The sequence below is a fragment of the Fibrella arboris genome, assembly GCF_041321095.1.
GTDB lineage: Bacteria > Bacteroidota > Bacteroidia > Cytophagales > Spirosomataceae > Fibrella > Fibrella arboris.
This window is the reverse complement of sequence record NZ_JBGGWE010000023.1, coordinates 25,929-36,386: the sequence shown is the minus strand read 5'-3', so window position 1 is coordinate 36,386 and position 10,458 is coordinate 25,929. Positions and strand designations below refer to the sequence as shown.

Annotated in this window: 8 protein-coding genes; 3 read left to right on the top strand and 5 right to left on the bottom strand. The window is 55.2% G+C overall.

The window, feature by feature from the left end:
• Window positions 1–627: 627 nt before the first annotated feature.
• Complete coding sequence (locus tag ACAW75_RS25430; RefSeq protein WP_370731604.1) at window positions 628–2,316, bottom strand: OmpA family protein; 1,689 nt, start codon at window positions 2,314–2,316, stop codon at window positions 628–630.
• 180 nt (window positions 2,317–2,496) lie between these two features.
• Here ACAW75_RS25430 and ACAW75_RS25425 point away from each other — a divergent pair, with 180 nt between their 5' ends.
• From ACAW75_RS25425 to ACAW75_RS25415, 3 genes are all read left to right on the top strand, one after another.
• Window positions 2,497–3,864: a UDP-N-acetylmuramate--L-alanine ligase gene (locus ACAW75_RS25425; RefSeq protein WP_370731603.1), complete on the top strand. Its 1,368-nt coding sequence runs from the start codon at window positions 2,497–2,499 to the stop codon at window positions 3,862–3,864.
• A gap of 96 nt (window positions 3,865–3,960) precedes the next feature.
• Window positions 3,961–4,512, top strand: coding sequence for an LOG family protein (locus ACAW75_RS25420; protein ID WP_370731602.1), 552 nt, complete (start codon window positions 3,961–3,963; stop codon window positions 4,510–4,512).
• Between the two features lie 120 nt (window positions 4,513–4,632).
• On the top strand, window positions 4,633–5,127 hold the full coding sequence (locus ACAW75_RS25415; protein WP_370731601.1) for an NUDIX domain-containing protein: 495 nt from the start codon (window positions 4,633–4,635) through the stop codon (window positions 5,125–5,127).
• Window positions 5,128–5,766: 639 nt separating this feature from the next.
• Here ACAW75_RS25415 and ACAW75_RS25410 read toward each other — a convergent pair.
• From ACAW75_RS25410 to ACAW75_RS25395, 4 genes are all read right to left on the bottom strand, one after another.
• Window positions 5,767–6,000 carry a DUF1330 domain-containing protein gene (locus ACAW75_RS25410; RefSeq protein ID WP_370731600.1) on the bottom strand — a complete coding sequence of 78 codons (234 nt, stop codon included), beginning with the start codon at window positions 5,998–6,000 and terminating at the stop codon, window positions 5,767–5,769.
• 84 nt (window positions 6,001–6,084) lie between these two features.
• On the bottom strand, window positions 6,085–7,584 hold the full coding sequence (locus ACAW75_RS25405; RefSeq protein WP_370731599.1) for a c-type cytochrome domain-containing protein: 1,500 nt from the start codon (window positions 7,582–7,584) through the stop codon (window positions 6,085–6,087).
• Between the two features lie 100 nt (window positions 7,585–7,684).
• Window positions 7,685–8,725 carry an NHL repeat-containing protein gene (locus ACAW75_RS25400; protein WP_370731598.1) on the bottom strand — a complete coding sequence of 347 codons (1,041 nt, stop codon included), beginning with the start codon at window positions 8,723–8,725 and terminating at the stop codon, window positions 7,685–7,687.
• Window positions 8,726–8,815: 90 nt separating this feature from the next.
• On the bottom strand, window positions 8,816–10,396 hold the full coding sequence (locus ACAW75_RS25395; RefSeq protein ID WP_370731597.1) for an N-acyl-D-amino-acid deacylase family protein: 1,581 nt from the start codon (window positions 10,394–10,396) through the stop codon (window positions 8,816–8,818).
• Between the last annotated feature and the right edge of the window lie 62 nt (window positions 10,397–10,458).

Below are 10,458 nucleotides of genomic sequence, written 5' to 3'. Positions count from 1 at the left end.
GTCGCGTAGCGACCAAACTATTGGCTTGATGCTGTTTGGTCGCTACGCGACGGAAGCCGGATGGGGTATTAATCGTGTGCTATAGACATTGGGTCGCTACGCGACGAAAAGACCAGACAGAGCTATAGCCATTGGGTCGCTAGGCGACGAAAAGAACAGACAGAGAAACCGGAGCTATAGACATTGAGTCGCCATGCGACGGTACGGCCATGCGACGAAAAGACCAGATGGGGAAAGAATCATGGCCTATAGGCCTTAGGTCGCTCCGCGACGAGGCGGCTACACGGCGGGGCAGCTGTACGACGGCAGGCCAGACGAAGAAATCGTATGCTATAGACATTGGGTCAGTATAGGCATTGGGTCAGGCCTGCCGAGGCGGTTATGTAACGGCAGGCCTGACAGGGGTTCATTGTGTGCTATGGCCCTTGGGGATGACCCGCTGGGGCAGCTACACGACGGGGCGGTTAGGCGACGGAAGGTCAGACAGGGAACAAACAATGTCGTGCTGTAGCTCTATTAGGCCGCTAGACGACGCAAGACAATGGTTGCCATAGCCGCCAAGGCGACGGTGGGGAACGTACCCAGCCTATCTAGACCTACCGCTTCTATCTTTTTCAGCTTACCCTTCTACTTCCTGGTGATCACGAACTCGACGCGGCGGTTTTGCTGGCGGCCGGTGTCGGTGTCGTTGGGGGCCACAGGTTTGCTTTCGCCGTAGCCTTTGCTGGCGATCCGGTCGGGTTCGATGCCTTTGCCGATGAGGTATTCGCGGACAGCATCGGCACGGTCCTGCGAGAGTTTGGCGTTGATCTCGTTGGAACCGGTGTTATCCGTATGTCCACCCAGTTCCACGGCAAGTTTGGGGTTCTCGTTCATTACCACCACCATCCGGTCCAGTTCCGGGGCTGATTCGTCGCGCAGGATGGCTTTGCCCGTATCGAAGAACACGTTGTTGAGGCGTATCACGATGCCTTCTTCTATCGGATTAAGTTTCAGTTCCTTGCCTTTGATCTCCTGGAAGCCCTTTTTCCTGTCGCCGGGACCACCGGTCAGGTCAATACTTTCGCTTTCGGCGATAAAATTAGGAGCAATGGTTCGGATGGAATATTTCTGACCGTAGGGCAGAATCAGCTTGTAATCGCCCGTGTTGGGGTCCGATGTTGTTTCACCCACTTCCGCCCCGTCCGGTAAGGTCTGATACACGATCCGGGCGGCAATGGGTTTGCCCGTTTTCTGGTCAATCACTTTCCCCGACAGCATGGCTACGGCACCGGGCCGCGTCAGGTCGTCGGCCCGGTTTTTGTCGCCGCCACTGCCCGCTTTTGCCGGGTTTTGCGCCAACGTGGTCGAATCAGCCCCTGGTTTAGTTGGCGTATCGTCGATGAGTTTAATCTGCACAATATCACCGCCTTTGCCGCCTTGTGTATTTTTGAAGGTCGTCAGGTAGGCCATGTCGCCGAGGGCCGAAATGGAATAATACGCGTCGTAGCCATCGGTATTGACGGTGGGGCCGAGGTTCTGCGGTTTCGACCAGCGTTTCCAGGTTTTATCGACCCGGCGTGTCACCCACACGTCGTTGTCGCCCTGCCCGCCGGGGCGGTTGGTCGAAAAGTAAAGCGTGTTGCCATCGGGGGCCAGAAAAGGCGTTGTTTCGGTAAAGTCGTCGGTATTGACATCGGGGCCGAGGTTCATGGGCTGGCTCCAGGTGCCGTTTTTCTGCCGGAACGACACATAGAGATCATCTTTCACGCCGTTCTTTTTTTCGCTGAACGACAGCAGCAGGGTCTTCCCATCCACGGTGAGGTACGCGAAATCAAACTGGCCTTTGCTCATCCGTTCGTAGTTGGCAATGACCAGTTGCTCCGGCGTACTCCAGTTGCCGTTGACGCGCTTGCTGGTCGAAAATCCGCGTGTTTCGTAGCGGCCGTTCACATAGGCCCCACGCAGCAGCAACTGATTCCCGTCGGGCGTGATGCTGAACACGGCGTTGTGGTTGAACTGATTCAGCGGGGCACCCAGCCGCCGGGCGGGGCCCCACTGGTTGCTGGGTTGCCAGTCCGAATACCAGATGTCGGTGCTGCCGTTGTCTTTGTCGGCAAACATCGTGTTGTTCGGGTGGTCTTCGCGGGTATAATACAGCGTTTTTCCGTCGGGACTAATCAGCGGCGTTCCTTCGTTATAGGTCGAATTCACCTGAGGACCAAGGTTTTCACCTTTATAGGGCGACGGGCTACCGGCAGGCGGCAACGTTTGAGCCAGTGCCGGCACGTACCCGGTCAGTAACATTCCGACCGCCAGGCCGTTTATCCATTTCATAGTCAGTGGGCAACTCATTATTCGCTAAACGAAGATAGTGGCTACCTTCGTCTAGCAATATAAGTTTACCGTTTTCAGTTTGCTGTTTTCTGTTGCTCCGCCTACAGACAATACGTACCTAAGCGAAGCAACGGAAAACAGCAAACTGAAAACGGTAAACAGTAAACTGTAAACTCATTCATGCCGCAGGCCTATCATTTTATTGCCATCGGCGGGAGTGCCATGCACAACCTCGCCCTGGCCCTTCATCAGCAAGGCCACACCATTACGGGTTCCGACGACGAGATTTACGAACCCGCTCTTTCCCGCCTTCAGGCAAAAGGGCTGCTTCCCGCTGAGATGGGCTGGTTTCCCGACCGTGTTCATACGGACCTCGATGCCGTTATTCTGGGCATGCACGCCCGAATCGACAACCCTGAACTGGAACGGGCACGGGCACTGGGCATTACCGTTTTATCGTACCCCGAATTTATTTTCAGACAAAGCCGTCAGAAACAGCGGGTGGTCATTGCGGGCAGTCACGGCAAAACCACCATCACGTCGATGATTTTGCACGTGCTGAAGCACCACAACCGCAAATTCGATTACCTGGTGGGTGCTCAACTCGATGGCTTCGACACGATGGTTAGCCTCACCGACGACCTCTCTGCCGATGCCGCGCCGGTCATTATCATCGAAGGCGACGAATACGCCTCCTCCCCCATCGACCGCCGCCCCAAGTTCCTGCATTATCAGCCGCACATGGCCCTCATCAGCGGCCTGGCCTGGGACCACGTCAATATTTACCCGACCTATGAAGAATACGTCGATCAGTTTGAGCTGCTGGCCGATCAGATGCCGAAATCGGGCGTGCTGATCTTCGACGAAACGGATAATATGCTGGACGTGATTGGGGCCAAAGAACGGGACGACGTGCAGAAAGTACCTTACGTGGCCCATCCGCACGTGATTCGGGAAGGGCAAACGTACCTGACAACGGCGGCGGGTGGCGAGGTGCCGTTGCAGGTATTTGGCCTGCACAACATGAAAAATATTGCTGGCGCACTGGCTGTTTGCGACCGATTGGGCATTACCGATGAGCAATTTTACGAAGCCATTCAGTCGTTCAAAGGAGCCGCCCGTCGGCTCGAAACAGTGGCGCAGTCGGACCGTCAGATCGTGTACCGCGATTTTGCCCATGCGCCCTCGAAAGTAGAAGCTACCACCGAGGCCGTAAAAGCACAATTCCCCGACAAGACGCTACTGGCCTGTGTGGAACTGCATACCTTCAGCAGCCTGAATAAAGCATTCCTGAACGAGTACCGCCACAGCCTCGATGCGGCTGATATTGCCGCCGTGTATTACAACGCGCATACGCTGGCGATTAAACGCCTCGCCCCTATTTCGTCCGACGATATTCTGGCCGCCTTTGACAAATCAGGCCTACAAGTTTTTACCGAAACCGCTGATTTAGAAACGTTTATCAACCAACACAAATCCGCCGCCGACGTTATTCTGATGATGAGTTCAGGTACGTTCGGCGGGATGGATTTAACTAAACTAATGTAAAATGAAGAATGAATAATGTAAAATGGCTCTGCTGAGTAACGTACCTGAGCGAAGCCATTTTACATTATTCATTCTTCATTTTACATTAAAAAAACCATGCAAAGCATTGTCGTTTACTGCGGTTCCTCGCCGGGAACCAACCCTATTTACAAAGAAGTAGCCGTTGAATTGGGCCAAAAGCTGGCTGAACGCAACATCCGCCTGATCTACGGCGGCGGCGGATTTGGCCTGATGGGCAATGTGGCTGATACAGTACTGCTGGCCGGTGGTGAAGTAACGGGCGTGATTCCGAATTTCCTGGCCGAACTGGAAGTAGCGCACAAGACGCTGACGGAGCTGCATTTCGTGGAAACGATGCACGAGCGCAAATACAAGATGGTCACGCTGGCCAAAGGCGTGATTACCCTCCCCGGTGGCTACGGCACCTTCGACGAGTTGTTCGAGATTCTGGCCTGGCGCCAACTTAAACTGTACGACGGACCCATTGCCATCATCAACGTCAACGGCTACTATGATCTGATGCTCCGGCAACTGGATCGATGCGTCGAGGATGGTTTCCTGAAAGCCGAAAACCGCGACTTGCTCATCGTAGCCAACACCGTTGATGAAGCGTTGGGTGCGATTGAAGCATTCTGGGAAGAAATTTAACTATTGTCCATTGTCTTCTGTCTTCAGTTCACCGTCCTCTGTTGCGCTGCTATGCAGCGACAATTTTCAGTGGCAGCGCAACAGAGGACGGTGAACTGAAGACAGAAGACGTATTTTTTTATGCCGACCTTCAATTTCTGCCCCGTTTGCGGCTCGCCGCTGGAAGTGAAAGAAGCCAGCGGACGTGACCGACTGGTTTGCTCGAAACCCTGTGGGTACGTCTTCTACGACAATCCGCTGCCGGTGGTGGGGGCTATTGTCGAATACGATAACGATACCGTAGTACTGACGCAAAACATCGGCTGGCCCGCCGAGTGGTTCGGACTGGTGACGGGTTTCCTGGAAAAAGGCGAAGAACCCGCCGAGGCCATTCTGCGCGAAATCCGGGAAGAGATTGGCCTGACGGAGGTTGAGATCGTGGAGTTTCTGGGCATCTACACCTTCTACCAGCGCAACGAGGTCATTTTCACCTACCACGTCCGCGCCACCGGTCCTATCGTGATGGACACCACCGAATTACAGGCCTACAAACTCACGCCCATCAGCGAACTCCGCCCCTGGCCCTTCGGCACGGGCCCGGCAGTGAAAGACTGGCTGAAAAAGCGACGGGGTTAATTGTTGCGTAGCGTAGCGTTGCGTTGCGTTCCGTTGCGTTCCGTCGCGTTCCGTCGCGTCGCGTTCCGTCGCGTTCCGTCGCGTTCCGTCGCATTCCGTCGCATAGCGACCCAATGTTTGTAGCAACTATTGTCCCCCGCCCGGTTTCCGTCGCATAGCGACCGAACAAGTCACGGGTGAAAGTTTGGTCGCTATGCGACGGAAACCGGGCGGGGGACAATGGTTGCTACAAACATTAGGTCGCTATGCGACAGAAACCGGGCGGGGGACAATAGTTGCTATAAACATTGGGTCGCGACGCGACGGAAACCGGGCGGGGGACAATGGTTGCTATAAACATTAGGTCGCTATGCGACGGAGACCGGGCGGGGGACAATAGTTGCTACAACCATTAGGTCGCGACGCGACGGAGTGGAACGTACCCGGTTCTTCTTGACTGATTAGGCCATGAAAACAACTATCGATTTAGACACCACACTTGTTGAACAGGCACTATAACTAAGCAAGGCCAAAAGCAAAAAAGAAGTGGTGACGCTGGCACCAGACCATTTCGTTAAGCATTTGCTTCGGCAGCAATTGCTCGCCTTGCGTGGTAGAGTGGCGCGGCGAAACCGATTCGACTGCTCGCTCGTAGTCGCGTTATAGCTTTACGCCCTGAAAGAGAATTGATGTTTTGACGGCCTGCTCTTTCAAATGCAGAAACTGTTTGCGGCTTTCGTCATGCATAAACGCGTTGAAGTCCGACTCAGCGTTGAACTCGACAAGGTGAATTTCGTAGGGCTTTTCTATCTGGGCCTCAATGTAGGCCTCCTCTGCGGGACGTACCCGCGCTAAAAGCCGTCCATTATAGCTCGCAATCAGCGGAATGGCCACGTCCTCGAATTAGTGGAAGACCGCTCCTGCCCCCCGTTGATGTAACTTAATTGAGTCAGGTAAATCATAAGCAGGCTTGATCTATCATTTCTTCGGGCTATTCACTACTGCTACGCCGTTCTCGCTCATGCCGCCGACGACTTCCAGGTTGGGCAGGGCGGTTTTCAGCGCGGTGATGCCTTTTCCCGTCACGTTGGTTTGCCAGACGTAGACGTTCCGCAGGGATTTCAGGCTGCTGAGGGTGGCGAGGCCCGCGTCGGTGATGGCGGTGCCGTAGAGGTTCAGGTATTCCAGGTTGGGTAGGCCGGTGAGGGATTTCAGGCCCGCGTCGGTAATCCGGGTACGTTCCAGGTGGAGTTTCTGGAGGTTCTTCAGTCTGGCAATGGAAACAATGGCCGCATCGGTGATCTGGGTGTCGCCGAGCTTCAGCCAGACGATCTGATCGGCCAGTTTGCCCAGCAACGCTGCCTGCGCATCGCTGAATGTACGCACGTTTACAGCGCTGACTTCCAGTTGGTTATTCGCTTTCGACAACGGCATGACCAGCAAACCTGTCTGTTTCAGCGCGGCGATCACCTTGGGATCAGCCGCAGGTACGTTCATCGTCAGCACGGGCGAGAGCGGCGCGGGGCCAGCGGCAGGAACGGCTTTACCCATTGCCTCGGCAATGGCCACGGCTTTATCGGTACCCAATGCAGCGAGGGCAGGCTTCACGGTATCGGTTATGGCCAGATCGGCCACTTTTTTGTTGAACGGCGCCCCCTGATCGATCCACCAGGTGAGGAGCGTGATTTGCCCGTCGGTGAGGGGCGTTTTGCCTTTGGGCGGCATGTGGTGTTCGTCGCTTTCATCGAGCAGGCAGCGTTTGATCATCTCGCTGTCGGCCCCTTTGCCCACTATGAAAATGGGACCATTCTCGCCGCCTTTCGTCAGTTTTTCGGGCGTGTCCATCCGCAGATCGCCTTTCGATTTTTCGGCATTATGGCATTGTACGCAGCGCGTTTGCAAAATCGGGTTCACGATCTGATCATACACCATCGCCTGATTCACGTCGGTGATTGGCTTGGCCTTAACTGCGATGCTGACGGTACGGGGCGGCAAACCGGCTATGGACCGAAGCGGCTCCGGCGTGTACTGCGTCAGGTAGTCGGAGCCGTGGGTCAGTGCGCCACCATGATGCCCGGCTACCAGGATCGCTACGAGCGATAGCGCCAGCGCCGGTACGTACAGGATACTTCCAAACGAAAAGCGTTTTAGCAGAAAATCGCTCGATGCCCCCCAGGCCACCCAGGCAAAAACGGCCACGCCAATGCCCTGCCACATGTGTTCGTCGAGAATCTCCTTATCGTAGCCGCCGCCCAGCGACAGCAAATAGCCAAACATACAGGCCACCGTGGCACTGCTGGCCGACCAGAGCAGAATGGCCGTCATGGTGCCGTTGCTCAGTTGCAGCGTTCCCAGCCGCCGCCCCACTTCGAGAATAGCCGCCACGACCAGGAACCCGATGGGCAAATGCACGATCAGCGGGTGAAAACGACCAAAAAATAACGCCCAGTCAGAAGGGTGGGCCTGGAGGAAAAGCATCGGAGGTACGACCACGTGAGCGGCCAGTTACTATGAACGAATTACGATTTGCGTTGCCGAATCGGGATCTGTCCATGAAGCGGAGCTAAATCGTAACCGCTTACACGCGCTCTAATTTGATTGGATACGTTTTGCGAGAGGCCCACTGCGCAACGTATATATTGTCGTCGGCGTCGACATGCACGTCATGGGGGTGTAGGAAGGTCATGAACGAGCGGTCTTTGCGCTGCTCCTGTAACTGGCCGTTCAGGTACGTTGGAGCCGACCCACCAGGCGTTGATACCACCTTATCATTTTTGTCGAGAATCTGAACGTACCCGGAATCAGGGTAACTGTCGGACGTGCTGCGAAATACGGCGGCATACACCATGTCGCCTTTGATCACCGGCCGACAAACGTAGGAACCCGGCAGGGCAATGGTGCTGATGTATTTGCCATCCAGCGTAAACCGTTTCAGGCAGTTGTGCCGCCGGTCGGTGACAAGCAGGGTTGGCGATGCGGCGTTGCGCGTATCGACTACAATGCCGTGGCAGCAATCGAACTGTTCGTTGGCCCCGCCCGCGCCACCGAAATAGCGAATAAGTTTACCCGTCCGGTCGAACTGCGTAACGTAGTTGGCGCCGTAGCCATCGGCCACATAAATGTCGCCGTTGGCTGGGTTAATGGCTGTTTCGGTGGGTTTGAACTGGCCGGGATAGGCATACACACCCGTTTCGCGGGGGTAGTCGATCTTCATCAGTTCTTTACCGGCCAAATCCGTTTTAATCACCTGATGCCGGTCAGTATCGCAGATGAGCAGGTACTGTTCCGCGCCTTCGGTACCGATCGACAGGCCGTGTCCGCCGGGATACGTGGTACCCCATGAACTAAGCAGCTTGCCCGACCGGTCGTAGATCAGCACGTTATTTTTCGTCTCGTTGCCGAGCATGAAGATGCGCCCTTTGGCATCCTGTACCATCTCGTGGCAATCGTTGACCGGGTTTTTGCCCGCATCGAGCACCCCCCAATTGGGTACAACCCGGTATTTGTGCGAGCCATGACCGATAGTCACGGCATCTTCGTTGTGGCTGGTGAAGGCAGCGGTGGTCAATACGGTTGAGGCCAAGGCAGTATGTTTTAGGAAAGTGCGTCGCGATTGCATGTTCTTCGTCTGAAAAGAGCGAACTATCAATTTGGTATAAAAGGGGGAAGCGCCCGTATTTTCCCTATCTACCCTTTAGGGTGGCGTCAATTACTTACTATACCCACTCCCCAGCAAAACCTGACCGGGGCGTTTGCCGGTATGTTTTCCTTCCGAAATGACGGGAACGCCATTGACAAGCACGTAACTCAGGCCCGCGGCGTAGGCATGTGGTGCCTCATAGGTAGCCCGATCACTAACCGTGTTTTCATCAAAAATGACCAGATCGGCAGCGTAACCCGTGCGGACCAGCCCGCGGTCGGCGAAACGAAACCGTTGCGCAGGCAATGAAGTCATGCGACGGATGGCTTCTTCCAGCGGAATCACTTTCAACTCGCGCACGTACCGGCCCAGCACCCGCGTGTTGGTGCCATAAGCGCGGGGGTGCGGCCTGTTTCGCCCAAAACTGGCAACGCCGGCATCGGAGGCGATCATGGTATTTGGGTAACGCATGATCGTGGCCACGTCTTCTTCCGACATGGTATGGTACACCATCTGAATCCGTTTCATCTGAGCCTGCTCGATCAGTGCCATGACCAGCTCCGATTCTGAATCAGCGTCGGTTTTCAGGCCACGCAACACGGCGATCTGGTGAATACTCTTTCCGTTATAAGTCGTATCGGCTTCAAACCGCGACACAACGGCGTAGTCGTAGTTTTTACGGTCGTTCTTTTTCAGCGAAACCGTCATCTCGTCCCGAATTTTCCGGCGGGTTACCGGGTCACGGAAGCGCCCCAGCGCCACCGAATCGCCATCGGCCAGCGCCCACGAGGGCACAATGCTTTGCAGCGACGTGCTCGATGCTGTGTACGGATACTGATCGACCGTTACATCGATGCCTTCGTTATGGCGGGCTGCCTCGACCAGCGAAACGGTTTCGGTGCTCTTTCCCCATAATGGCTTACTGGCTACTTTGAAGTGGGAGATCTGTACCGGAATACCTGCCTCGCGCCCAATCTGGATGGCTTCCTGAATAGCCGTTTGCACATCCTGCCCTTCATTGCGAATGTGTGAGGCATATACGCCGCCGTATTTTGCCGCCATCTTGGCCAGATTCACGATTTCGGGCGTGCGCGCATACGTACCTGGCGTGTAGATCAGCCCCGTCGACAGGCCAACGGCACCGTCTTTCATGGCCTGTTCCACCAGCGCTTCCATCTCCGCCTGTTCACGGGCAGTCGGTTCGCGGAAGGCGGCTTTCATGACTTTTAGCCGCACCGAATTATGCCCAACCAGCGAAGCCAGATTGGGCGAAAATCCGTTTAGCCGAAGCGTATCGAACATCGAGCGCAGACTGGTGTTCGACCCGCCACAATTGCCGGTAATGAGGGTGGTAACCCCATCGTGAATAAAATTCTCGGCACCGGGTTGCCGTTCCAGATCGCCTTCCACGTGGGCATGCACATCGATAAATCCTGGCGCAACGATCTGTTTTTTCGCGTCGATTACCTGCTTCCCTTCGCTGGCCGACATGGTGCCGATCTTAGCAATTCGGCCATTTTGAATGGCCACATCGGCATAATACCAGGGGTTGCCTGTACCGTCGACGACCCGGCCGTTGCGAATAATCAGATCATAAGGCTGGGCAAATGCCGTTGTTGTGAGGAAGAGCAGCAGGAAGAGGTATTTCATGAAGTGATAGGGGGATACGTGGAAGGCAAGATAGTGATTTGCCGTGAAGCGCTCGCGTATAG